Annotated in this window: 17 protein-coding genes and 1 tRNA gene; 4 read left to right on the forward strand and 14 right to left on the reverse strand. The window is 74.3% G+C overall.

Annotated features, from left to right (window positions below):
- The first annotated feature begins 122 nt into the window (after window positions 1–122).
- The 3 genes from ACFC2L_RS02650 (at window position 123) to ACFC2L_RS02660 (ending at window position 3,504) form a co-directional block, all read left to right on the forward strand.
- Window positions 123–1,157, forward strand: a complete 1,035-nt coding sequence (locus ACFC2L_RS02650; RefSeq protein ID WP_375822688.1) for an alpha/beta hydrolase — start codon at window positions 123–125, stop codon at window positions 1,155–1,157.
- A gap of 152 nt (window positions 1,158–1,309) precedes the next feature.
- Complete coding sequence (locus ACFC2L_RS02655) at window positions 1,310–2,920, forward strand: AlkA N-terminal domain-containing protein (protein ID WP_375822690.1); 1,611 nt, start codon at window positions 1,310–1,312, stop codon at window positions 2,918–2,920.
- Window positions 2,917–3,504, forward strand: coding sequence for a methylated-DNA--[protein]-cysteine S-methyltransferase (locus tag ACFC2L_RS02660; RefSeq protein WP_375822691.1), 588 nt, complete (start codon window positions 2,917–2,919; stop codon window positions 3,502–3,504). The genes ACFC2L_RS02655 and ACFC2L_RS02660 overlap by 4 nt, the downstream gene beginning before the upstream one ends.
- Before the next feature lie 27 nt (window positions 3,505–3,531).
- Here ACFC2L_RS02660 and ACFC2L_RS02665 read toward each other — a convergent pair whose 3' ends face one another.
- The 11 genes from ACFC2L_RS02665 to ACFC2L_RS02715 form a co-directional block, all read right to left on the reverse strand.
- Window positions 3,532–4,545, reverse strand: a complete 1,014-nt coding sequence (locus ACFC2L_RS02665) for a CAP domain-containing protein (protein WP_375822692.1) — start codon at window positions 4,543–4,545, stop codon at window positions 3,532–3,534.
- 90 nt (window positions 4,546–4,635) lie between these two features.
- The gene (locus ACFC2L_RS02670; RefSeq protein ID WP_375822694.1) at window positions 4,636–5,628 is read right to left on the reverse strand and encodes a cation diffusion facilitator family transporter; all 993 of its coding nucleotides are present in this window, start codon (window positions 5,626–5,628) and stop codon (window positions 4,636–4,638) included.
- Between the two features lie 88 nt (window positions 5,629–5,716).
- Complete coding sequence (gene mnhG, locus ACFC2L_RS02675) at window positions 5,717–6,241, reverse strand: monovalent cation/H(+) antiporter subunit G (RefSeq protein ID WP_375822696.1); 525 nt, start codon at window positions 6,239–6,241, stop codon at window positions 5,717–5,719.
- The gene (locus ACFC2L_RS02680) at window positions 6,241–6,648 is read right to left on the reverse strand and encodes a monovalent cation/H+ antiporter complex subunit F (protein ID WP_087470905.1); all 408 of its coding nucleotides are present in this window, start codon (window positions 6,646–6,648) and stop codon (window positions 6,241–6,243) included. Before ACFC2L_RS02680 ends, mnhG begins: the two co-directional genes overlap by 1 nt.
- On the reverse strand, window positions 6,645–7,244 hold the full coding sequence (locus ACFC2L_RS02685) for a Na+/H+ antiporter subunit E (protein WP_375822698.1): 600 nt from the start codon (window positions 7,242–7,244) through the stop codon (window positions 6,645–6,647). The genes ACFC2L_RS02680 and ACFC2L_RS02685 overlap by 4 nt, the downstream gene beginning before the upstream one ends.
- Window positions 7,241–8,836, reverse strand: a complete 1,596-nt coding sequence (locus tag ACFC2L_RS02690; RefSeq protein WP_375822700.1) for a Na+/H+ antiporter subunit D — start codon at window positions 8,834–8,836, stop codon at window positions 7,241–7,243. The genes ACFC2L_RS02685 and ACFC2L_RS02690 overlap by 4 nt, the downstream gene beginning before the upstream one ends.
- The gene (locus ACFC2L_RS02695; RefSeq protein ID WP_375822702.1) at window positions 8,833–9,423 is read right to left on the reverse strand and encodes a Na(+)/H(+) antiporter subunit C; all 591 of its coding nucleotides are present in this window, start codon (window positions 9,421–9,423) and stop codon (window positions 8,833–8,835) included. Before ACFC2L_RS02695 ends, ACFC2L_RS02690 begins: the two co-directional genes overlap by 4 nt.
- 11 nt (window positions 9,424–9,434) lie before the next feature.
- Window positions 9,435–12,494 (reverse strand): Na+/H+ antiporter subunit A, encoded by a 3,060-nt coding sequence (locus tag ACFC2L_RS02700; RefSeq protein WP_375822704.1) that lies wholly within the window; start codon window positions 12,492–12,494, stop codon window positions 9,435–9,437.
- Between the two features lie 204 nt (window positions 12,495–12,698).
- On the reverse strand, window positions 12,699–13,772 hold the full coding sequence (locus ACFC2L_RS02705; RefSeq protein WP_375822706.1) for a hypothetical protein: 1,074 nt from the start codon (window positions 13,770–13,772) through the stop codon (window positions 12,699–12,701).
- A 65-nt stretch (window positions 13,773–13,837) separates the two neighbouring features.
- The gene (gene dcd / locus ACFC2L_RS02710; RefSeq protein WP_047233554.1) at window positions 13,838–14,413 is read right to left on the reverse strand and encodes a dCTP deaminase; all 576 of its coding nucleotides are present in this window, start codon (window positions 14,411–14,413) and stop codon (window positions 13,838–13,840) included.
- Window positions 14,414–14,552: 139 nt separating this feature from the next.
- Window positions 14,553–15,161, reverse strand: a complete 609-nt coding sequence (locus ACFC2L_RS02715) for an NINE protein (RefSeq protein WP_375822708.1) — start codon at window positions 15,159–15,161, stop codon at window positions 14,553–14,555.
- Between the two features lie 154 nt (window positions 15,162–15,315).
- Here ACFC2L_RS02715 and ACFC2L_RS02720 point away from each other — a divergent pair.
- Window positions 15,316–15,386, forward strand: a tRNA-Gly gene (locus ACFC2L_RS02720).
- Window positions 15,387–15,431: 45 nt separating this feature from the next.
- Here the strand turns inward: ACFC2L_RS02720 and ACFC2L_RS02725 are convergent.
- From ACFC2L_RS02725 to ACFC2L_RS02735, 3 genes are all read right to left on the reverse strand, one after another.
- The gene (locus ACFC2L_RS02725; protein WP_375822710.1) at window positions 15,432–16,862 is read right to left on the reverse strand and encodes an ATP-binding protein; all 1,431 of its coding nucleotides are present in this window, start codon (window positions 16,860–16,862) and stop codon (window positions 15,432–15,434) included.
- Window positions 16,863–16,996: 134 nt separating this feature from the next.
- Entirely contained in the window at window positions 16,997–18,292 is a 1,296-nt protein-coding gene (locus tag ACFC2L_RS02730) for an AGE family epimerase/isomerase (RefSeq protein ID WP_375822712.1), read from the reverse strand.
- Window positions 18,293–18,443: 151 nt separating this feature from the next.
- Entirely contained in the window at window positions 18,444–23,768 is a 5,325-nt protein-coding gene (locus ACFC2L_RS02735; protein ID WP_375822714.1) for a GH92 family glycosyl hydrolase, read from the reverse strand.
- Between the last annotated feature and the right edge of the window lie 104 nt (window positions 23,769–23,872).

Consider the following 23,872-nt stretch of genomic DNA (forward strand, 5'->3'; position numbering starts at 1 on the left):
CACGTCGCCCCCTACGACGACCTCACGCTGACGACTCGCCGCGCCTGTGAGCTGTCAGCGTGAGGTCGCGGTGTGGCGCGAGAATCTGCTGACACGTCGCACGCAGAGGACTGGAGACGCCGATGAGCGAGACGCAGGCGCCGGCATGGCGCACGGACGTGCTGGGCGAGGACTGGGTCGCGCGGGACCTCGACCTGCCGGACGGCGCGGTGGCGACGCTCGTCCGCAGGGCCGACGGCGCCCGTCCGCCCGGCCCGTCCACCGAGCCGGGCGAGGGGTCCGCCGCGGGCGGGGAGCCGCCGTCGGGCACGGGCGAGCGGCCCGCGGTGCTGTACGTGCACGGGTTCATCGACTACTTCTTCCAGACGCACGTCGCCGAGGCGGTCGAGGCGCGCGGGTACCGGTTCTACGCGCTCGACCTGCGGGGCTACGGGCGCTCGATCGGCCGCGGCTCGGGCGCGCCGTCACGGCCCGACGACGACCCCAACTTCGTCACCGACCTCGCCGTGTACGCGCAGGACCTGGACGCCGCCGCGCGCGCGATCCGCGCGGAGGGCCACGAGCGGCTCGTCGTGCTGGGCCACTCGACGGGCGGGCTCGTCGCGAGCCTGTGGGCCGACGCGCGGCCGGGCCGGCTCGCGGCGCTCGTGCTGAACAGCCCGTGGTTCGACCTCAACAAGCCCTGGGTGTTCCGGGGTCCGGTGACGTGGCTGGTCGACGGGGTCGGCCGGGTCGCGCCGCGGCTCGTCGTGGGCGGGCTGGACCCGCACTGGGCCGAGGCCCTGCACGCGAGCACGGGCGGCGAGTGGGACTTCGACCTGGCCTGGAAGCCGATCGAGGGCTTCCCCGTCCGGGCGGGGTTCCTGCGCGCGGTGCGGCGCGGGCACGCGCGCGTGGCGCGCGGGCTGCACGTCGACTGCCCCGTCCTCGTGCTGGCGTCCGCGCGCAGCGGCCCGGCCTCGGGCTGGCACGACGCCCTGCTCACGACCGACAGCGTGCTCGACGTCGGCCAGATCACGTCGCGCGCGGAGCGGCTGGGCGACGACGTCACGATCGTCACGGTCGAGGGCGGCGCGCACGACCTCGCGCTCTCCCCCGAGCCCGCCCGCTCGACCTATCTGCGCGAGGCGCTCGACTGGCTCGACGCCCACGCCTGACGGTCCGCCGACGCGTCCGGCTGCCGAGCCCGGGGTCGTTCCCCAGGACCCGACCCTCCTGAGGAGGGACCCCGGGTTCGCGCCGGAGGCGTGTCACCGTCGTGTCCGAATACCGCTAGCCACGGGAGGGTCCGTGGGGTGAGGATCGAGGCATGACGACGACCCTCGCGACTCCCCGCGCGGCAGCGGACCCCGTGTTCGCGGAGCGCTACCGCGCCATCGCGTCGCGCGACCGCCGGTTCGACGGGCAGTTCATCACCGCCGTGAGCAGCACGGGCATCTACTGCCGGCCGTCGTGCCCGGCGCGGACGCCCAAGCCGGAGAACGTCACGTTCTACCTCACGTCCGCCGCGGCGCACGAGGCCGGCTACCGCGCGTGCAAGCGCTGCCTCCCCGAGGCCGTGCCCGGCACGCCGAGCTGGGACCTCGGGCACGACCTCTCCGCCCGCGCGATGCGCCTCGTCGCCGACGGCGTCGTGGACCGCGAGGGCGTCGACGGCCTCGCCGCGCGCCTCGGGTACTCGGCCCGGCACGTGCACCGCGTGCTGGTCGCGGAGCTGGGCGCCGGGCCGGTCGCGCTCGCCCGCGCGCTGCGCGCCCAGACCGCGCGTGCCCTGCTCACGGGCACGGACCTCCGCCTCGCGGACGTCGCGTTCGCCGCGGGCTTCGGCAGCGTCCGGCAGTTCAACGACACCATCACCGAGGTCTTCGACACGACGCCGAGCGAGCTGCGCCGTCGGGCCCGGCCCGGCCGCCCGACCCTTCCGCGCGGCGACGCGGGCGTGCGCGTCCCCGACGACGCTCGTGCCGTCCGGGACGACGGCGGCACCACCGCGGTGCTCGACCTCACGCTCCCCCTGCGCGAGCCGTTCGACGCACGCGGCGTGTTCGCGTTCCTCGCGGCGCGCGCCGTCGACGGCGTCGAGGTCGCGGACCTCGGCGGGCCCGCGCTGTCCTACGCGCGCACGCTCGCCCTGCCGCACGGGCCGGGCGCGTTCCGCGCGACGTACGGCCCGCCGCCGGGGAGCACCCGCGGCGCACCGCGGTTCCACGTCGAGCTCGAGCTCACGTCCGTGGCCGACCTGCCCGCCGCGATAGCGCGGGTCCGCCGGCTCTTCGACCTCGACGCCGACCCCGCGGCCGTGGACGCGGCCCTCGCGGCGGACCTCGCGCTCGCCGCGTCGGTGCACGCCGTCCCGGGCGTCCGCGTCCCGGGCGCGGTGGACGCGACCGAGATCCTCGTGCGCGCCCTCGTCGGGCAGCAGATCTCCGTCGCCGCCGCGCGCACGCACCTGTCGCGGCTCGCCGTCGCGCTCGGCACGCCGTTCGTCTCCCGGTTCGGGCCGACCCGCCTCTTCCCGACGGCGGCGCAGCTCGCCGACGGCGGCGCCGAGCACCTGCGAGGGCCGGCGCGGCGCACGGCCGGGATCCTCGGCGTCGCCCAGGCCCTCGCGGACGGCACCCTCGCGCTGTCCAGCGCCGACGACCCCGCGGCGCAGCGAGCGGCCCTCGAGGCGCTGCCCGGCGTCGGCCCGTGGACGTCCGGGTACGTCGCGATGCGCGTCCTGCACGACCCGGACGTCCTGCTCGACGGCGACCTCGCCCTCCGCGCGGGCGCCGCGGCGCTCGGCCTGCCCGAGGAACGTCGTGCGCTCGCCGCGCACGCCGAGCGCTGGGCGCCGTGGCGCTCCTACGCCGCGATGCACCTGTGGCGCGCCGCGGCTCCTCGACCCTCGACCACCCCCACGAAGGAGACCCCGTGACCACCGCACCGACCGCCCCCGCGACGACGGCCGCCACCGGGAGCACCACCGGCACCGCCGTCACCACGACCGTCGAGACGCCCGACGGCCCGTTCACGGTCGTCGTCGACCCCGACGGCACGGTCCTCGCCTCCGGCTGGACGGCCGAGCCCGCGGCGCTCGTCGCGCTCGTCCACCCCGACCTGCGCCCCGCGGACGTCTCGACCGTGCCCGACGACGCGCCCGCCGTCGTCCCGGCGGTCGCCGCGGTCCGGGCGTACTACGCAGGCGACGTGCACGCGATCGACGCCGTCCCCGTGCGCCAGGTCTCGGGCCCCTACCGCGCGCACGCGTGGGACGTGCTGCGCACCGTCGAGCCGGGCGACCCCGTCACCTACACGCGGTACGCCGAGCTGTCGGGGCGGCCCGCCGCCGTGCGCGCCGCCGCGGGCGCGTGCGCGATGAACGCCGCCGCGCTGTTCGTCCCGTGCCACCGCGTGCTGCGCACGGACGGCAGCCTGGGCGGGTTCCGCTACGGCCTCGAGGTCAAGCGCAGCCTGCTCGACCGCGAGGCCCGCGCGACCGGGGCGCCGTCACTCCTCTGAGCGTCCGGCTCGTGCCGGAGCACGCGCTCAGCCCCAGCCGAAGAGCTGGGTCCACACCCGGTCCGCGTGCCCGACGCCGATCTCGCGCAGGTCGCAGTTGAGGATGTTCGCCCGGTGCCCGGGGGAGTCCATCCACGCGCGCACCACGTCCTCGGCGGTCGCCTGCCCCTTCGCGATGTTCTCCGCACCGGGGTTCGGGTAGCCCTGGGTCTTCGCGCGGTCCCAGGGCGAGCGGCCGTCGAGGCTCGTGTGGTCGAAGTAGCCCTGGGCGAGCATGTCCTCGCTGTGCAGCTGCGCGGCGGCCGTGAGCCGCTCGTCGACCACGAGGGGCCCGCACCCCGCCGCGGCCCGCTCGGCGTTCGTCCGGTCGACGACGGCGGCGCCCTCGGCGGTGATCGTGCCCGGGCTGGCCGGGGCTGCTGACGCGGGTGCCGACGCCGCCGCGGGGCCGGACGTCGGGGCGGGCGTCACGCTCGGTGCAGGTTCCGTCCCGGCGTCCGACGGCACCGGGTCGCCCTGCGTGGCGCCGGGTGCCGCACCCGGCGCCTCGGACGACGGCGCGGGCGACGGCGCCTCGTCGCCCCCGGCCTCGGGCGCGCCGGCGTCGTCGCCCGGGCTCGACCCGCTCGGCGAGGCGGCTCCGCCCGGCGTCGCCGCGTCCCCCGAGGCGTCCCGGTCCGCCGTCGCGCGACCGTCCGCGAGCGTGCGGGAGGCGCTGTCGTCGCGCGGGTCGCGGCCGTCGAACCAGGTCTGCGGGTCGGTCCCCTGCCAGGGCAGCGCGGCGACCACCGGGCCGAGCGGGCCGACGTGCTCCGGGCGGACCTCACCGGTCATCGTCGCGAGCGTGACGCCCAGGGGCGGTCCGAGCAGCAGCGCCGCGGCGACCCCCGACGTCACGGCCACCCGCGGTGCTGCCCGCAGGTGCCGCGCGAACGGGTCGCCCCGCCGTCGTGCTGCTGCGGTCGCCGGGGCTGCCGGTCGGGACCGCGGCGCGTCCGCGGGCGCGCCAGCCCGGTGCCGGGGCGTGCGCTGCGGGGCCATCGCCCGACCCTACCCACCCCGGCCGTGGATGTGTACCGCTTCGTCCGTTCTGCCCGCGGTCCCCTTCCCGCCGGACCCGGGGCCTGGGGGTCAGGCGATCGACGGCTCCTCGGGCGCCGAGACGGTGAACACCGCGCCGGCGATGAGCGGCACGGACGTCACGCGGCGCTCGAGCTCGTCGAGCCGCAGCGCGACCGACGTCTCCGACTCGTCCCCGCGCAGGTCGACGCTCGCCACGAGGTACAGCGCGCGCGGGCCGACGTACTCGAGCCGCAGGTAGGTCACGCGCTCGACCTCCGGCAGGTCCCGGATGCCCTGCAGGACGGCGGCCCGCGTGGCGGGCATCGCGGCCTCGCCGACGAGGAAGCGGCGGTTGCGGTCGATGAGCACGACCGACACCACCGCGAGCACGAGGCCGACGACGATCGACCCGATCGCGTCCGGGACCGGAGAGCCGGTGAGCTGGTGCGCGAGCACCCCGCCGAACGCGACGACGAGGCCGACCAGCGCGGCGGCGTCCTCCGCGTACACGGCCCGCAGCGTGGGGTCGGACGTCACGAGCACGTGGTGCAGCGTGTCGCGGTCGGCGGCCCGCGCCTCGTCGCGCGCCTGGCGCCGGGCCCGCAGGAACGACACGCCCTCCAGGACGAACGCGAACGCCAGCACCGCGTAGGCGACGACGAAGTCGTCCGCGGGCTGGGGGTGCACGAGCTCCTGGATGCCGTGCGTGATCGACACCCCCGCGCCCACGGCGAACAGACCGATCGCCGCGAACATCGACCACACGTACGCCTCGCGGCCGAACCCGAGCGGGTGCTCGGCGTCGGCGGGGCGCCGCGAGCGCTTGTCGGCGACGAGCAGGAAGACCTCGTTGCCGGTGTCCGCCCACGAGTGCACGGCCTCGGCGAGCATCGACGCCGACCCGGTGATCGTCGCGGCGACGGTCTTGGCGCCCGCGACGAGCGCGTTGGCGAGGAACGCGACGACGACGGTGACGGTGCTCTCGCCCGCGTCCTCCGGCCGGGCGACCCGCGGGTTGCGCGACTCCGGCGGCGGCGGGGCGGGCGTGGGGGCGTCGGCCATGCAGCCGGTCTACCAGCCGTGCCCGCAGCCCGCGCGCGGAGCGGCGGTCGACGGCAGCCGCCGTCGGTCTCTGGACCCGACGAGCGCGTCAGCGCTCCGAGGTGTCGGGCCCGGCAGCGGGCCCGACGTCGCCGGCGGCGGTGTCGCCGGTGGCGGCCGGCTCCGCGTCGCCGGTCTCCCGACGCGCGCTCACGCGCGACGCCGGGCCGGCGGCGGCACCGGCGTCCTCGTGCTCGCCCGAGTCCTCGCGCTCGGCCGCGTCCTGGTCGCGCGTGAGCTCGTCCACGACGAGCAGGTCCGTGCGCACCTTGCCGGTCCGGTAGCCGGCGCGGCCGACCATGTGCGCCGCGACGGGCGAGGTGAGGAGCTGGAAGACCACGACGAGGAACAGCGTCGCGACGGCGCCCCACGAGCGCAGCCGCAGGCTCAGGCCCGCGAGCACGAGGATCAGCCCGAGGACCTGCGGCTTCGTCGCGGCGTGCATGCGCGCGAGCAGGTCGGGGAAGCGCACGACGCCGACCCCCGCGGCGAACGCGAGGAACGCGCCGCTCAGCAGGAAGACGGCCGAGACGACGTCGGCCAGGGTGTCCCAGAAGCTGGTCGCCGGGTCCATCAGCGCACCTCCCCCTCGGGCGCGCCGCCGTGGTGCTCGGGGTCCACGGCGGAGTCGCGGTCGGCCTCCTCGGCCTCGCGGCGCGCGGCGTCCTCCGCGGCGACCTCGTCGGCCGTGCGGATGCGGCCCTCGTCCTCGGGCTCGACGGACGCGAAGCGCGCGATCGTCACCGAGCCCACGAACCCGACGAGGGACAGCACGACGAGGATCGGGATGGTGTCGGTGCGCCGCGAGAACGCGGCCTCGAGCGCGATCGCGCCGACGAGAGTCGTCGTGAAGACGTCGAGCGCGATGGTGCGGTCGAGCATCGACGGGCCGCGCTCGGCGCGCACGATCGCGAGGCTCGCGCCGACCGCGAGCAGCGCGGCGGACGCGATCACGACGACGAGGTAGACGGTGTCGCTCATGCCTCGGCCACCTCTCGCTTCGACGGTTCGCGGTACAGGCCGGCCGCGCGCAGCTCGTCGTTGGACGCGAGCGCGTGCAGCACGCGGGCCTCCAGGGCGAGCGTGTCCTGGCGCACCTTCTCCACCCCGCCCGCGGTCTCGACGTCGAGCACGTGCAGGTAGAGCATCCCGGTGAGCCGGTGGGCCTCGACGACGATGGAGCCGGGCACGAGCGAGGAGAGCTCGGCCGTGATCGTCAGGTAGATGTCGGACGGGTTGCGCAGCCGCACGCCCACGACGGCGCCGCGCGGCGTGTGGCGGGGCGTGAGTGCGAGCAGGCTCACCTGGAACGACGCGACGACGAGGTCGGCGACGAAGCGCCCGACGAGCACGGCGAACGGCCACGGTCGGAGCTTCCCGCGCGCCGCGATCGACGGCAGCGGGAAGAACGTGATGACGGCGAAGCCCAGGATGACGCCCGCGAGGACGTTGCCCCACGACAGGTCGCCCCAGAGCATGACCCAGACGATCGTCAGCCACAGGATCGTGCGCCACTGCGTGGTGACGCGCGCGAACCAGCCGGAGGCGAGCGCGCGACGGCGACGGTGCAGGCTCATCCGTCCCCACCCCCGGCCGTCGTGGCGGGCTCCGTGCCCGTCTCGTCGGTCGCGACCTCGTTCGACTCGCCCTGCCCGCGGTCGGAGTCGCCCGGGAACACGGCGTCGACGTACGTGTGACCGTCGAGCAGCGTCGCGGCGGCGCGCTCGGTGTACGAGTAGAGCGGCCCGGCCACCACGGTGAGCGCGAGGCCGAACGCGACGAGCGCCGTCGCCGGACCGACCATGCCGCGCGGGAGGCGCGCGTCCGCGGGGATCTCCACGGGCGCCGTCTGCCAGAACGCCTTGTTCCACGCCTTGACGATCGCGTACAGCGTGAGCAGCGACGTGACGACGGACCCGACGACGAGCGCCCACGTGAGCGGCGTGCCCTGCGCGACGCCCTCCTCCAGCAGGCCCACCTTGCCGAGGAAGCCGGACAGCGGCGGGATCCCGGCGAGGTTCATCGCGGGGATGAAGAACAGGATCGCGAGCCCCGGCGCGAGCTTGGCGAGGCCGCCGAGCCGGTCGAGCGAGGTCGACCCGCCGCGACGTTCCACGAGGCCCACCACCAGGAACAGCGTCGTCTGGACGGTGATGTGGTGCACCACGTAGAAGATCGCGGCCGCCATGCCCGGCTCGGACGCGAGCGCGATGCCGAAGATCATGTAGCCGATGTGGCTGACGAGGGTGAACGAGAGCAGTCGCTTGATGTCGTTCTGCGCGACGGCACCGAGGATCCCGACGACCATCGTGAGCAGCGCGAGCCACATGAGCACGTCGTCGACCACGCTGTCCTCCGGGAACAGCAGCGTCTGCGTGCGGATGATCGCGTAGACGCCCACCTTGGTGAGCAGGCCGGCGAACACCGCCGTCACCGGCGCGGGCGCGGTCGGGTACGAGTCCGGCAGCCACGCGGACAGCGGGAAGATCGCCGCCTTGATGCCGAACGCGAGCAGCAGCAGGAGCTGGATGGTCAGGGCCACGCCCGGATCGATCTCGGCGTAGCGCTCCGAGAGCTGGGCGAGGTTCACCGTGCCCGTCGCCGCGTAGGTCAGCGCGATCGCGACGAGGAACACGATGGACGACAGCAGCGCCACGACGACGTAGATCGACCCCGCGCGGATGCGCTCGCCCGTGCCGCCGAGCGTCAGGAGCACGTAGCTCGCGGCGAGGAAGATCTCGAACCCGACGTAGAGGTTGAACAGGTCGCCCGAGAGGAACGCGTTGAACACGCCCGCCGCGAGGACCATGAACGTCGGGTGGTAGATGGCGACCGGCGCCTCCTCGTCGCCGTCCGCCACGCCCTGCGCGAGCGAGTACAGCAGGACGCACAGCATGACGAAGCTCGACACGACGAGCATGAGCGACGAGAGCCGGTCCGCGACGAGGTCGATCCCGACCGGCGCGGCCCAGCCGCCGACGTCGACGACGATCGGCCCGGAGTCGGCCGCGACGAGCAGCCCCACCGACGCGGCGAGGACGAGCGCGAGGGCGGCGACCGTGATGAGCCGCTGCGCGCGCGGGTGGCGCCACAGCGCGAGCGCGGCGCCGGCCGCGACGAGCGGGAGGACGACGGGCAGCGGGACGAGGGCCGCGGCGGTGAGGCTCATCGCGGCTCCTTCCCGTCGTGGCTGCGGTCGTCAGGTCGTGGGTCGTCCGGGCGGTCGTCGCGGGCGTCGTCGTCCACCGCGGCCTGCAGGGCCGGGGACGACGGCGGTTCCTGCCCGTCGGTGATCCCGTCGCCGTCGCCGTCGGTCTCGTCGCGGACCTGGGCGGCCTCGTCGTCCAGGCTCGCGCCGCTCTCCTCCGTGTCCGCGTCCTCGAACGCCGGGGCGTTGCGCGCGGCGTGCCGCGCGACCCGGCGGTCCTCGAGGTCGTCCTGCACCTCGTCGTGGCCGTGGAGCTGCCACGACCGGTACGCCATGGCGAGCACGAACGCCGTGATGCCGAGCGTGATGACGATCGCCGTGAGCACCATCGCCTGGACGAGCGGGTCGCTCATCTCGTCCTCGGGCGTCGTGCCGATGAGGGGCGCTCCCCCGGCGCGCCCGCCCGCGACGAGGAACAGCAGGTTCGCGCCGTTGCCCATGAGGATGAAGCCGAGCAGGACGCGCGTGAGGCTGCGCTCGAGCAGCAGGTAGACGCCCGCCGCGAAGAGCACGCCGATCGCGAGCACGAGGACGACGCTCGGGGTCATGTCGATGACGTTCACCGTCGGCCGCCCCCGATCGAGTCGGGCTCCATGGCCTCGAACGGCCCCGTGTCCTCGCCGGGCTCGCGCCCGGCGGCGGCGCGCTCGGCGTGCCGGTCGATCTCCGCCCCCAGGGTGCGCAGGATGTCGAGGACGAGGCCCACGACGACGAGGAACACGCCGACGTCGAAGAACAGCGACGTGACGAGGTGGATCTCCCCCACCAGCGGCAGCGCGATGTCGTACGCGTCGCTGCCGAGCACGTTGCCGGTGAGCAGGAACGCCACGAGCCCCACGCCTGCGGACAGGAACAGGCCCGTGCCGAGCAGCAGGCCCGGGTGCACCGGTGCCGCCTCGCCGAGCTCGTAGCGACCGCCCGCGAGGTAGCGCACGATGAGCGCGATCCCGACGACCAGCCCGGCCGCGAACCCGCCGCCGGGCGCGTTGTGGCCGGAGAACAGCAGGAAGAGCGCGAAGACGATCATCGCGTGGAACAGCACGCGCGTGACGACCTCGAAGATCACCGAGCGTCTCTGGGGAGCGAGCGTGCGCCCCGCGCTGAGCCACACGAGCATGCGCGGCTGGTCCTTCTCGGTGACGCCGCGGCGGCGCAGCGCCGCACCCGGGTCCGCGCTGCCCTCGCTCCACACGCCCGAGCCGGACGCCGTCGTGGCGGGCTTCGCACCCGACGCGCGCAGGATCTCGCCGCTGCGCGTGCGCAGGAAGACGAGCGACGCGACGCCGGTCGCCGCCGCCAGGAGGACGGAGATCTCGCCCATCGTGTCCCACGCACGGATGTCGACGAGGGTCACGTTGACGATGTTCTTGCCGTGCCCGAACTCGTACGCCTCGGCCGGGAAGTCGACCGAGATGGGCGTCGCGACCCGCGCGAGCGGCGCGACGACCGCGAAGCCCATCATGACGACGGCGACGGCCAGGCCGATGCCCAGGCGCACCCACCGGCTCGCGGCGAGCGGCCGGTTGGAGAAGTACGCGGGCAGGCGGCGCAGCACGAGCACCATGACGACGAGCGTGATCGTCTCGACGAGGACCTGCGTGAGCGCGAGGTCGGGGGCGCCGTGCAGGAGGAAGAGGACGGCGTTGCCGTAGCCGGCGATGCCGACGAGGATCACGGCCTTGAGCCGGCGGCGCGAGCGGGCGGCGAGCACCGACGCGATGCAGATCGCGGCGACGGCGACGAGCTGCGCCGGACGGTCCCAGGCCTTGAGCTGCTCGGGCCACGCCGTCTGCGCGACCATGACGACGCCCGGCCCCAGCACGAGGACCACGAGGATCGCGCCGAGGTAGAACGGCAGCGAGCCACGCTGGGTGACCGCGGTGACGTCGGCCGCGAGGTCGTCGAGCTTGCGCATGACCTTGCGGTACGTGACGTCGGCCTCCGGGCCGGTCCACAGCGACGCCTGGAAGCGCTCGACGCGCGCCCGCTGCCAGAACAGCACGACGCCGACCGCGAGGACGAGGACCGTGAGCGCGAGCGCGGGGGTGAAGCCCGCCCACAGGACGAGGTGCCCGGGCTCGCCCACGGGGTAGGTGTCCGCGTAGGGCGCGAGGAGATCCTCGCCGAAGTGGGGCACGAGCGCGGTCGCGAGGCCGAGGACCGCGAGCACGACGGCGGGCCCCACCAGCAGGACCGGCTGGCGGTGGATGCGCGCGGGGTCGATCGGCGGCTCGTCGGCCTCGACCGCCGGGCGGCGCGCGGCGGCCGCGCGCACGCCCACGTGCTCGTTGGCCCGCGCCGGGGGCGTGCCGAGGTGCGGCTTGGACGCGAACGCTCCCCACCAGAACCGGATCCCGTACGCGACCGTGAACATCGACCCGACGACGACCGCCCACAGGACCACCGTGTCGACCCAGACCGGTCCCTCACCGTGCAGGAGCGACTCGAGCGCCGCCTCCTTCGCGACGTAGCCCGCGAACGGCGGCAGCCCGATCATCGACGCGGCCGCGAGCCCGCCCGCGACCGCCGTCCACGGCAGGGCCTTGCCCACGCCCGTGAGCCGGCGCAGGTCGCGCGTGCCGGTCGCGGCGTCGACGACGCCGACCACGAGGAACAGCGACGCCTTGAACATCGCGTGCGCGCCGATCATCGCGAGCCCCGCGAGGGCGGCCCCGCGCGTCCCGAGGCCGACGAGCAGGATGATGAGGCCGAGCTGGCTCACCGTGCCGAACGCGAGCACGAGCTTGAGGTCGTACTGGCGCAGCGCGCGGTAGCCGCCGACGAGCAGCGTGCCCGCGCCGAGCGCGATGACCATCGACCGCCACACGGTCGTGTCGGAGTAGGCGGGCGCGAACCGGGCGACGAGGTAGACGCCGGCCTTGACCATCGCGGCCGCGTGCAGGTAGGCGCTGACGGGCGTCGGGGCCGCCATCGCCGCGGGCAGCCAGAAGTGCAGCGGGATGAGCGCGGACTTGCTCGCCGCGCCGACCAGGAGGCACACGATCGCGGCCGTCACCGCGCCGCCCGCGGGCGGGTCGGCGATGATCTCCGACATCCGGAAGGTCCCGCCCTGGACCCCGAGGATCACGACGCCCACGAGCATCGCCAGGCCGCCCGCCGTCGTCACGACGATCGCCTGCATCGCGGCACGACGGCTCGCCTTGCGGTCCGCGTAGTGCCCGATGAGGAGGTAGGAGAAGACGGTCGTGAGCTCCCAGAAGACGAACAGGAGCAGCATGTCGTCCGCGGTGACGAGCCCCACCATGGCCCCGGCGAACGCCGTGAGCACGCCGCCGAACCGCCGCAGGCCCTGCGCGGTGGGCGAGAAGTAGGCCGAGCAGTAGACGAGGACGAGCGCGCCGACGCCGCCGACGAGCAGCAGCATGAGCCACGACAGCGTGTCCATGCGGAAGGCGAGCTCGAGACCCAGGCCCGGCACCCACTCGACGACCTGGGTGGGGTGCTCCCCCGCCATCACGCGCTCGGTCCAGGCGAGCGCGTAGACGGCCGCCGACGCCGGCGCGAGCGCCATGACGAGGAACGCCCGGCGGCCGAGGAACGAGACGAGTGCGGGCGCGCCCAGTGCCATCACGAGATGAGCAACGAGCACGTAGAGCACGGGCCGCTCCGTCCGGGTCGGGGGCGGGGTGGGCAGGCAGGACCGGGGGACTTGCTGGACTTGTCATCGTCGCACCCGCGGAAGGGAGTCGCAGGGCACGACAGTTCACGGCGACGGCGATGCCGTGCCGCGGATCATTTTACCGACTCCTCAGCCCTCCTCCGGCCCCGCAGCCCGGACCGTGACCGATTCCTCAGTCTCCCGTCACAGATCCTCGGGGTCCACGAGGAACTCCGCCTCGTCCGCGATCTCGCCCCCCACGGCGTCGTGCAGCGTCCGGGCGACCTGCGCGACGACCTCCGCCGCGCGCTTGCGCGCGACCTGGTGGTCGAGCGACGGCTGCTCCTGCTGGGACTCGACGAGGTCGCGCGGCTCCCACCGCACGCGGTAGCTCACGGCGCCGTCGGCCGTCCACGGCAGGCCGCGCAGCAGGAGCGGCAGGGCCTCCTCGCCGCCGACCTCCACCGCGACGAGCCCGTCCATGCCGAGGTCGACGATGAGGCCGTACCCGTCGAGGACCGCGCCGGTCGTCAGCGCCTTGATGTCGACGTCGTCAGCGGCCGCGTGGATCGCGCGCCGCAGCGCGGGGTCCATCTTCTCGCCCGGGTAGAGCGGCAGCTCCGCGATGCCCTTCGGCGGCCCCTCGTACGACTTCCCCTCGGTCGCGAGCCGCGTGCGGGGGTTGAGCCGCGCGACGAGCGAGAGCGCGGCGTTGGGGTCCAGCCAGACGTCCGAGTACAGCGTCATGTCGACCGCGACGCCCGGGTCCGGCGTGAGCACGACGCCCGGCGCGGCCGGGTTCCCGACGTCGGTCCGCACCGACCCGCCGAGGCGGCGCGCCGCCGCGACGAGGAACGCCACGACCCGCTCCTCCTCGCGCACCGGCAGCCCGCCGGGGAACGCGCGCCCGACGCCGTCGCGGTCCCCGCCCCCCGGGTAGGGGACGTCGCCGCGCTCGCGCGGGCACACGACGTCGAACACGAGCGTCGTGCCCGGCGGCAGACCGGAGCCGGGGCCGGCGTACGGGCCCGTGATCGTCGTGTGGCGCGACGTGCGCAGCACGCCCGGCGCCCCGGGGGCCGCCGTGCGGGCGGGCGGCACGAGCGGCTCGGTGCCCTCCGGCGCGACGTCCCAGCGCGCGCCCGCGAACCGCGAGAGCGCGAGCGTCTCGACCTCGTCCACGACGACGTCGGCCGGGAGCCCGAGCAGGTGCCGCGCCTGGTACGACTGCGCGGCGCCGGGCCCGTCGGGGTGCGGCAGCGGCGGGAGCGGGCTCATGCGGTGCGGTCCTCCGGTCATCGGGTCCTGCGGGGTCGAACGGCGTCCGACGCGGCGTGCCGCGCTCAGACGTCGGTGCGGTGGAAGCTCTGCCACGAGCGGGAGGCCGTCGGGCCGCGCTGGCCCTGGTAGCGGGAGCCGTAGACGCTCGACCCGTACGGGTTCTCGGCGGGCGACGACAGCCGGAAGAAGCACAGCTGCCCGATCTTCATGCCCGGCCACAGCGTGATCGGGAGCGTCGCGACGTTGCTCAGCTCGAGCGTCACGTGCCCGGAGAACCCGGGGTCGATGAAGCCGGCCGTGGAGTGCGTGAGCAGGCCGAGCCGGCCGAGGCTGGACTTGCCCTCGAGGCGCGCGGCCACGTCGTCGGGCAGCGTCACCGCCTCGAACGTCGACCCGAGGACGAACTCCCCCGGGTGCAGCACGAACGGCTCCGCCGGGTCGACCTCGACCAGGCGCGTGAGGTCCGGCTGGTCCTGCGACGGGTCGATGAACGGGTACTTGTGGTTGTCGAACAGCCGGAAGAACCGGTCGAGGCGCACGTCGATGCTCGACGGCTGGAGCATCGACGGGTCGTACGGCTCGAGCTGGACGCGCCCGGCGTCGAGCTCGGCCCGGATGTCGCGGTCGGAGAGCAGCACGGGCCCACGCTAGCCGACGCCGGGGCCCGCCAGGAGCGGTCGCCGAACCCTGGATCCGCGGTCACCCCACGGGGCCGTCCCCGGGGTCGCGGGTCGTCTCGACGGCGAGATGACCCGCGACCCCGGGTTCGGCGAGGCGTCAGGCGCGCAGCGGGCGGCCCGTCGAGTCCACCGAGTAGTAGCCCGTCTTCGAGGTCAGGTAGAGGATCCCCTCGACGAGGCCCCAGATCGCGATGACCGGCGCGGCGAAGCCGAACGACAGCACCGACACGAGCAGCATCGTCAGGCCAATGCCCGTGTAGCCCAGGTAGAACCGGTGGATGCCGAGGCTCCCGACGAGGATCCCGAGCAGGCCCGCGGCGAGCCGGGACTTGGCCTGGGGGTCGTACGCGGGGTCGAAGCCGGGCTGTCCGTACGCGCCGGGCTGCGCGTACCCCGGCTGCTGGCCGTAGCCCTGCTGCGGGTAGCCCTGCGGGTAGCCCTGCTGCTGCTCGGCGCCGTAGGCCTGCCCCTGCGGCTGGCCGTACCCCGCCTGCGCGCCGGGCGTCCCGTACGGCTGCTGGCCGTAGGCGTCGCCGTAGCCCTGCGGCTGGCCGTAGCCCTGCTCGCCGTAGGCCTGCTGCCCCGGGTCGGGCTGGCCCGCGGGAGCCGCGCCCGACGGCGTCGCCCCGCCCCCGTAGACCGGGTCGCCCGGGGCCGGGCTCCCCTGCGCGGGGTCGGGCTGCTGCTGGTACGGGTTCTCGGACAAGGCTGCTCCTCCGGCGTGCGCCGCACACGGGCGCGGATCGGGTCGTCGTGCGGTCGGGTTCTGGCATCACCGGCGACGTCCGCTATGATCGGGGCGCGCGCTGGTTCGCCGAGGATCCTCCCAGAGGGCCCGGGGCGGACGCCACCAGCGCCGCGCGGGTGTAGTTCAATGGTAGAACTTCAGCTTCCCAAGCTGATAGCGCGGGTTCGATTCCCGTCACCCGCTCAGCGCACGAGAGCCCCGCACCGGTCCGGTGCGGGGCTCTCGTCGTCATGGCCAGGCGGCGAGCAGGTCATCGGCCGTCCACACCCGGGACAGGCGCGGGTCGTCGTCGGCACCGGCCGGGCAGACCGCGACGAGCGGGGTCGCGGCGCCGACGCCCGGCACGTGGACGGCGTCGGCGGCGAGCGCCGCGACGTCCCGCGCCGTGAACGGCGTGCGGGCATGCCACTTGATGCTCCCGACGAACGCGATGGTGCGCGCGGGGCGCGTGTCCGCCGCGACGAGGTCGATCTCGGGGGTGTTGTTCCGCGGCCACCACCCTCCGACCTCTCGGGCACCGGGCCAGGCCTCGTCAGGCAGCAGGCGCGCGAGAGCCTCCCGCACCACGGGTTCGATCGCGCGACCGCGCCAGGACGAGAACGTCGTCTCGAACCGGGCGGCAGCCAGGTCGGGTCGACCGCGGTCGATGTCCGGGAGCGCGGGCTCGACCATCGCGAGCCAGAACCGCAGCGCCGGGTCGGAGACCCGCCAGCGCCGGTCCTTCGTCGCGGCCCGGGTGGAGAGCGGCTCGTCGGCGGCGATCACGCGTTTCTCGGCCAGGAGCCCGAGCGACCGGTCGAGCGTCGTCGGGGAGATCGAGCCGTCGAGAGCCTGGAGGATCCGCGAGTAGGTCCGTTCGCCCTTGCCGCCGATCGCCGTCAGCACCATCCGGGCGTGCGACGTGGAGGGCAGCTCGCCGTCGAGGACCCTCGTCCCGGAGACGACGAGCGCACTCGTCGGCCGCTCGTACGCGCGCCGCACGAAGGCCACGGGCGGCTCCTCCGGCTGCCACTCCTGCGCGACGAGCGGCTGTCCGCCCGTGACGAGGAACGCGTCGAAGGCGTGGGCTCCCGTCAGTCCCGTCATCCGGGCGACGTCCCGAGGGGACAGAGCACGCAGCAGCATCTCGGTCGCGCGCCCGTGGAACGGTTGGTCCGGACGCCCGAGCGCCTCCATCATCGCCAGGTCGCTCCCGAGGAGGAGCAGCAGCACGGGCCGTCGCGAGAGCTCCCGGTCCCAGACGCGCTGCAGCTCCCCGGCGCCACCCTGGATCCCCTCGAGCAGCCAGGGCAGCTCGTCCACGACGACGATGGCCGGGGTCTCGGCAGGCAGCGCGGCCGCCAGCAACCGGAGGGCAGCGGTGAAGGAGGTGGGCCTGTTCTCCTCCGCGACGGCGGCACCGGGTAGGTCCGACCGCGCGACAGCCTCGGCGAACGCCGCGAGCTCGTCCCCCGGGGGAGCGTGTCGCGCCGCCTGGAAGTACACGGACGGGACGCCCTCCCGCTCGATGAGCTCTGTCACGAGGCGCGACTTGCCGACGCGGCGGCGGCCTCGAAGCAGCACGGCGACGCCGGCATCCGCCCGCCCACCCGTCCGGACGACGTCCAGCTGGTGCGCGAGCTCGCGCAGCTCCGTCGCACGCCCGACGAATCCCACCATGACACCCCCTCAGATCAAACCCCCACCAAGAATACTAACTCTTGTGGGGGTATCAAGCGCCGAGCCCGGGGTCGATCCTCACGGCGACGGTGACGTGGGGAACGACCCCGGGCTCGGCGGTCTGAGGGTGGGCCTCAGCCCAGGATGCTGCCCGCGGCCTTCGCCGAGGCGGCGAGCGATCCGGTGAGCGGCAGGTCGGGGAGGATCACGGCCTGGGCGGCGTGGTAGACGTCGGGCTTGCCGACCCACGTGACGCCGTCGGGGCGGTTGGCCGTGTCGAGCTCGTGGTGCCACGAGCCGCGCTCGGGGTCGACGAGGAACCGGTCGATCCACGCCCACCAGCCCGCGGCGGCCTCGGCGAAGCGCGACTCCCCCGTGACCCGGCCGAGCACGTCGGCGGCGGCCACGGCCTCGGCCGCGACCCAGTGGTAGCGGCGCGGCTCGACGGGCACCCCGGACCAGTCGACGGTGTACACGAACCCGCCGCCGTGCTCGCCGTCCCAGCCGTCGGCGACGGCGCGGTCGAACAGCGCGACCGCGGCCTCGGTGCGCGCACCGGGCGTGCCGGCCGCGATGTCGACCTGGAGGAGGAGGCGAGCCCACTCGAGCCCGTGCCCCGGCGTCGACCCGTACGGCTTGAACGGGTCGCGCGGGCGGTCGGCGTTGTAGTCCGGCAGCGGGTTCCAGTCCGCGTCGAAGTGCTCGGGGATGCGCCACTCGTTCTCGCGCGCCCACCCGACCACGCGGTCCGCGATCGACGCGGCGCGGTCGAGCCACTCGGCGTCGCCGGTCGCGTCGTGGGCCGCGAGCAGCGCCTCGACCGCGTGCATGTTCGCGTTGACGCCGCGGTACTCGTCGAGCGTGGTCCAGTCGCGCGTCCACTCGTCCGCGTGCATGCGCGGGCCGGGCTCCCAGAACCGCTCGTCGAGCACGGCGAGCGCCGCGTCGAGCAGCTCGCGCGCGCCCTCGCGGCCCGCGATCGTCCCCGACGCCGCGGCGAGCACCACGAACGCGTGCGCGTAGGCGCTCTTCGTCCCGTCCACCGGGACCCCCTCCCCCACGTCGAGGTCGCCCGGCCGGCGGGCCGGGCCCCGCGACGACACCCAGCCGCCGTTCTCCGCGTCCACGAGCACCGCGCGCAGCCCGTGCAGCGCCGCGTCCGCGTGCTCCCCCGCCCCCGGGACCCCGAGCAGCGACGCGAACGCGTACACGTGCGCCATGCGCGACGTGATCCACGTGTGCACCGGCCGGGTCGGGTCGGGGCGGTCGTCGTCGTCGAGCCACTGCGCGGCCCCGTCGGCACGCAGCGACGCCTCGCCGAAGTGCAGCAGGTCGGCGAGCTGGTCGCGACGCCAGCGAGCGTGGCCCGCCGTGTGGTCGCCCTGGGGGTCGACGGCGGGGGTGGGCCGCTCGGACGGGTGCTCGGTCATGTCGTGGTCCTTCTCGTGCTGGGAACGTGGTGCCGCACCGGGCGCGGTGCCGGTACGGCGCGGTGCCCCGGGACGATCATCCCGGGGCACCGCCGGTGGTGCATGCTCACCTCGCGCCCCGGAGACCGGGGCGCGAGGTGGGCTCAGGGGTTCAGCCGCAGGTCACGGCCGCGTAGTCCGCCGTGATCGACGCCGTCACCCCCTGGTCTCCTCGGGTCGCCTCGACGGTGACCGTGCCGGCCTCGACCGACGTCGCCCGCGTCGCGAACGACTGGTAGGCGTTGGCCCCCGGCGCGACGGCCGCGAACTCCTTGGTGCCGAACGGCGTGACGAGGCGGATCGCGACGGGCGCGTCCTCGCCGTTCTCGGCGCGGACCGCGACGTACGCCTTGCCGGCGAGGCAGCGCGTGCTCACCGTGACGTCGATCGCGAGCGTCGGCTGACCCTCGGTCACGGTCACGGGGACCTCGACCACCTGGCTGGTCCAGCCGTCGTCGACCACGACGTACGCGGTGTACGCCCCGGCCGCCGCGTAGGCGTGCGACCCGGAGACGGACCCGTCCGTCACCGTGCCCGCCGCGACGTCGGAGCCGTCGCCCCACGTGACCGCCGCGCGGAGCTCGACGCCCTCGCGGCCACCGGTCACCTGGGCGAGCACCGCGTCCGCGGACTGCCCGACGGCGAGGGTCACGCCGTACGCGGCCGTCACCTCGAGCGCGGGGTGCTCGGCGAACGTCCCGTCGTGCGCGACCGCGACCACGTGGATGCGGCCGTCGCGCGAGAGCTCGCCCGGCTGGTCCGGGAGCGTGAGGCTCACGGGCCGCTTGCCCTCGGGGAGCGTGATCGGCGCCGTCGCGAAGAACGCGGCGGGGGTGCCGGTCTGCGGGCTGCCGCCGCGCAGGCGGTTGTCCGTGACCGCGACGGGGATGTTGCCGAACACCGGGTTGCGCGCCGCGCCCGACCAGTCGCCGAAGCTGAGGTCGATGGGCTGCGACGAGCCGTCGTCGAAGGTCAGCACGCCCTGGGCCTGCTGGTTCTTCTCCGTGCCCGTGCCGATCACCGAGAGCTGCTCGGCGTCCGCGGGGACCTCGAGCTCGATGGTCTGGCCGTCGCCCGTCGCGTTGTCCGGCTGGCCGGCGGGGATCGCCGGGACGTCGAACGCGAGGTCGGTGCCGGGCACCGTGCCGCGCTCGCCCTGGACGAAGCCCTTCGCCGCGAGCTGGGCCCGGTCGAAGAACACGCCCTGGCCGTCGCACGAGCCGACGGTCGTGCCGAGGTCGCCGATGCAGACGTTGTCGTACGCCGCGAGCAGCGAGCCCTCGCGCAGGAGCGAGACGGAGACGTACGAGGTGGTCGAGACGGGCTCGATCCCCTCGCCCGAGACCGTGACGGTCACCGGGTAGACGCCCGGGGCGGTCCACGAGTGCGCGGCGTTCACCGCGTACCCGCCGAACGCACCCGCCTGGAGCGAGCCCGCGACGGGCTCGGAGCCGTCGCCGAACGCGACCTGCACGTCGAGCGCCGACGCGTCGCCCTCGACCCCGGTGAGGGTCGCGAACGAGCCCGAGACCTCGCGCCGGGTGACCGTGTCGCGGTCGGGCGCGGCCGAGAGCGTCAGCTCCTCGGCCCCGGAGGCCTTCGGGTCGGCCAGGAGCTCGACCTCGGCGAGCGAGAGCGCGCCCGAACCGGAGGCCTCGGTGACGTTCACGCGGTACTGCGCGAACGCCGTCGGCTCCGCGACCGTGAACGGCCGCGTCTGCAGCGCCCAGCGGAACTGCTCGCCCGACCGCTCGTCGAGGGTCGTCCAGGTCTCGCCGTCGTCGGAGCCCTCGAGGGTCCATGCGGACGGCGACGCCGTCCCGCTCGCCCCGGAGGTGAGGGTGTACGACCCGACCGTCGGCCGGATGCCGTTGCCCGCCCACGTGATCGACGGGGTCGTCGTGGCGAACGTCGTGCGCGTGCCGGACGTGTTGTCCGTCAGCGCCGCGGCGCTCGTCGCCGCGTCGCCGTCCACGACGGTCGTCGTGCCGAGGCCCGACGTCGTCGCGTCCTGGACCGGTGCCGGGGGCTCGTCGCCCTCGGTGAGCGACGGCGGGGCGTCGTCCTCGCCGGTGCCCCAGTCGGACGGCTCCGGACCCATGACGAAGTCCAGCGTCGCGCCGCCGGAGAGGTCGGCCTGCGAGAGCGACGTCGAGGTGCGGGCCTCGCCGTCCACCGCGAGCGACTGCACGTAGACGTTGTCCACCGAGTTGTTCTCGGCGTTGACCACGAGGTCGCCGTCCGGCAGGTGCACGGTCGCCTTGTCGAACAGCGGCGAGCCGACCGCGTACTCGGCGGAGCCGACCTGGAGCGGGTAGAAGCCGAGCGAGGCGAAGATCCACCACGACGACATCTCGCCGTTGTCCTCGTCGCCCGGGTAGCCCTGGCCGATCTCGCTGCCCACGAACAGGCGGCGGGTGACCTCACGGACCTTCTCCTGGGTCTTCGAGGGCGCGCCCGCGGCGTCGTACAGCCACGGGATGTGGTGCGACACCTGGTTGCTCATGCCCCACATGCCCATGCGCACGTCGCGCGCCTCGCGCTGCTCGTGGATGCCGCCGTTGCCGGCGCCCTTCTCCGGCGTGGAGAAGAACAGGTCGAGCTTGTCCTCCAGGCCCTGCTGGCCGCCGTAGAGGTTGGCGAGACCCTGCGGGTCCTGCGGCGCGTGGAACGCGAAGTTCCAGCCGCTCGTCTCGGTGTACCCGCCGCCCCACGCCTCCGGGTTGTAGGTCTCCGGGTCGACGGCCCACGTGCCGTCCGCGTGCCGCGGCACGAAGAAGTCGACCTCGGGGTCGAACAGCTCGACGTAGTGCGTGGCGCGCTCGAGGAAGTACGAGGACTCCTCGCGCAGCGCCTCGCGACGCTCGTCCGGCGTGGCCGGGTCCTCCGCGAGGGCGGCGGCCATGTTGCCGATGCCGAAGTCGTTGACCAGGCCCTCCAGGCCCCACGACACGGACTCGTGCGTGGACTCCGGGGTGAACCCGAGGAACGGCGACGTCTGCAGGCCCTTGCGGCCCACGGCGTTGTTCGGCGGCGCGACGGAGGCGTTGCGCAGCGCGGCGTCGTACGCCTCGAGCGCCGAGTCCGTCGGGAGCGAGCCCTTGAGGTACGCGTCCGCGAACGCGACGTCGGAGCTCGTGCCCGTCATGAGGTCGGCGTAGCCGGGGGAGGACCAGCGCGCGATCCAGCCGCCGTCACGGTACTGCTGGACGAACCCGTCGATCAGCTCGCCCGCGAGCTCCGGGTAGAGGAGCGAGTACGCCGGCCAGGCCGTGCGGTACGTGTCCCAGAACCCGTTGTTCACGTAGATCTTGCCGTCGACGATCTTCGCGTTCGTCTGCGTGTCCGTCGCGGAGCCCGTGGTCGCGGAGACCGGGCTCGCGTACTGGTACGCCGGAGCCTGCGCCGTGCCCGTGTTCTCGAACTGCGAGTTCGGGTACAGGTTGAGGCGGTAGAGGTTGGAGTACAGCGTGACGAGCTGGTCCTCGCTCGCTCCCTCGACCTCGATGACGCCCAGACGGTCGTTCCACGCCTGCGCGGCGGCGGCCTTGACCTCGGTGAAGGTCTTGCCCGTCACCTCCAGGTCGAGGTTCTTGCGCGCCTGGTCGAGGCTGATGAACGAGGTCGCGACACGCAGCTCGACCGTCTTGTCGGACGACGTGTCGAACGTCGCGAAGCGCGCGTCCGCACGGTTGCCCGCCGCCGTCCCGACCGCCGTCGGACTACGGTCGAAGGTGCCGGCGACGAACATGCGCGTACGGCCCACGGACAGGCCCGAGCCGTTCTCGACCCAGCCGGAGATCGTCCCCGTGGCCTGGTCGTACGTGAGCTTGGACGAGCCGTCCACCTTGTCCACGAGCACGTGGCCCGTGGCGCCGGGGTAGCTGAAGCGGAGCACCGCACCGTGGTCGGTGGGCGTCGCCTCGATCGCGGACCCGTTGGTGAACGTGACCCCGTAGTAGTCCGGGCGTGCCAGCTCGTCGGCGTGGTCGAACTCGAGGCCGCGCGTCGAGAGCGTGGCGTCGGGCGTCCCGGACGCCGTCGACGGGAGGAACGTGAGCTGGTTGCGGTCGCCCATCCAGGGGCTGGGCTCGTGCGAGATGCCGAAGCCCTGGAGCACGGGCTTGTTGTTGGCGTTGTTGGCCTTGTGGTACTCGTACAGCCAGCTCTGCGAGGAGGCGTTGGTGTAGGGCACCCAGAAGTTGAAGCCGTTCGGCGTCGCCGTCGCCGGGATGTTGTTCCCGCGCGAGAAGCTGCCCGACGCGAGCGTGCCGCGGCGCGTGTCCACGTAGTTGGCGAGGCTCGAGCCGTCGATCGTCGCCGGGCTCGCGGTGATCGCGACGTCGTCGAGCCAGCCCGCGAACCTGGTGCCGGCGTGACCGCCCGGGTTGTCGTAGCCGAGCAGCACCTGGTCGACGGTCTTGCCCGCGGCGACGTCGCCGAGGTCGATCCGCACGGAGTTCCACTGGTCGGCGTAGAGGATCTTGCCCTCGCCCTGCGCCTGGGCCGTCGCGACGGTCTCGTGCGCGTCGCGCGCGCCGAGGTCGGACAGGTAGGTGCCGTCGGTGAACAGCACGTCCACGGACGCGTACGTCGACGGGTACTGGAGGTCGTCGAGCAGCTCGGGGAAGATCGTGTAGCTCAGGCGCGTGTCCTCGCCCACGACGACGTCGACGTCGTCGTAGAGCACGTTGGTCGCGTAGGTCTCGCCGTCGGCGAGGTGCGAGCCGTCGTACCGGAGCGAGTGCAGGCCGGAGAACCCGACGCCCGCCTTGTTGGTGAAGTTCACCCGCGGGCCCGTGCCGACCTTGGTGTTCATGGGCGCGGCGGAGGGGCCGGCGCTCAGGTCGCCCGAGAGGTCCCAGCCGGCGAGCTGGACGATGGAGTCGCCCGAGTTCGCGGTCACGTTGAGGCGCAGGTACGTGTACGCCTCGGTGGGCTCGTCGAGCTCGAAGCTGCGGGTCTGCTGCCGGTTCGGGAAGTCCTCGTCGGTGCGCTGGTCGAGCGGGGTCCACGTGGAGCCGTCGTTCGAGCCCTCGATCGTCCAGGTCTTCGGGTCGCGTCCCGCGGCGTCGTCGCCCGACGTCATCGAGTAGGCGACGAACGAGACCGGCTCCGTGAACTCGTACCGGACCCAGCCGGTCGAGGCGAACGCGAGCCACTTGGTGCCGGAGCTGCCGTCCGCGAGGTTCGCGGCGCCCTCGTTCGGCAGGTTCTGGGCGCTCGCCGTGACGGCCTTGAGCTTCCCGAGCACGCTGCCGGGGAGGCCGCTCGTGAACGACCCGACGTTCGACTGCCAGGGGGCGCCGTCGCGCTCGGCCACCGTGGTGGCGAGCGCTGCGGGGTCTCCCGACTCGAAGGACGACGAGAAGTCCCCGGGCTCCGCGGCGGCGGCGGGAGCCGCTGTGAGGGCCCCCGCCGGGGAAGCGAGAGGCACTGCGAGAGGGACGGTGAGGGCCGCGGCGAGCGCGAGGCCGAGGGGCCTCGCGCGGCCGCTCCGGGAACGCGCGGCGACCGCGCGTCCGGGCGGGAGGGGTCTGG

Source organism: Cellulosimicrobium sp. NPDC055967 (assembly GCF_042269845.1).
In the GTDB taxonomy this organism is placed as follows: domain Bacteria; phylum Actinomycetota; class Actinomycetes; order Actinomycetales; family Cellulomonadaceae; genus Cellulosimicrobium.